The sequence below is a fragment of the Sphingobium phenoxybenzoativorans genome, assembly GCF_001757355.1.
GTDB lineage: Bacteria > Pseudomonadota > Alphaproteobacteria > Sphingomonadales > Sphingomonadaceae > Sphingobium > Sphingobium phenoxybenzoativorans.
In genome coordinates, this window is sequence record NZ_MINO01000195.1 from 1 (window position 1) to 872 (window position 872).

General features: G+C 69.3%; 1 protein-coding gene. It reads right to left on the reverse strand.

The window, feature by feature from the left end; all coding sequences use genetic code 11:
* On the reverse strand, positions 1-872 hold an 872-nt coding region (locus BHQ40_RS24820; RefSeq protein WP_494338037.1), incomplete at both ends, for an ATP-dependent DNA helicase.

Genomic DNA, 872 nt, shown 5'->3' on the forward strand with positions numbered 1-872 from the left:
GGCGAGCAGCGCCTCGACCGGCCCATAAGGCTCGCCCGCATTGACCCGCTTCAGCCATTCGTCGGACGGCAGCACCTGCGCGTTTTTCCGCGCCGCCTCGATCGCCTCGCCGCCCTCCGCATCATAGCTGGCAAGGTCGGACAGCCGCGCCGAAAGCCCGCGCCGCCGCCCGCGCGAAGTCCCCTCCGGCCCGATCACCCATCGGCGCAGCTCGATCGCCTCCTGCCCGGTCAGCGCGGCGGAGAAGGTCGAATCGGCCGCGTCAAACAGATGATGCCCCTCGTCGAACACCATCCGCGTCGGCCGGCTCGCGCTCTCCCGCCCGCGCGCTGCGTTGACCATCACCAGCGCATGGTTGGCGATCACGATATCCGCATCCGCCGATGCGCGCGACGCCCGCTCGATGAAGCATTTGCGGAAATGCGGGCACCCGGCATAGATGCACTCGCCCCTCCGGTCAGTCAGCGCGGTGGTGCCGTTGCGCCGGAACAGGATCGGCAGCCATCCGGGCAGGTCGCCGCCGATCATGTCGCCATCCTTGGTGAACGCCGCCCAGCGCGCGACCAGATGCGCCAGGATCGCTGCGCGCCCGGCAAAACCGCCTTGCAGCGCATCCTCCAGATTGAGCAGGCACAGATAATTTTCCCGTCCCTTGCGCACCACGACGCGCCGCTTCCGGGTGGCGGGGTCGGGGAACAGCCGCTCGCTCTCCCGGTCCAATTGCCGCTGCAGCGCCTTGGTATAGGTCGATATCCACACCGGCCCGTCGGCCTCCGCCGCCCAGAGCGATGCCGGGGCGAGATAGCCGAGCGTCTTGCCGATCCCGGTGCCCGCCTCCGCCAGCAGCATGTTCGGCTGATTGCGCAGCGCCC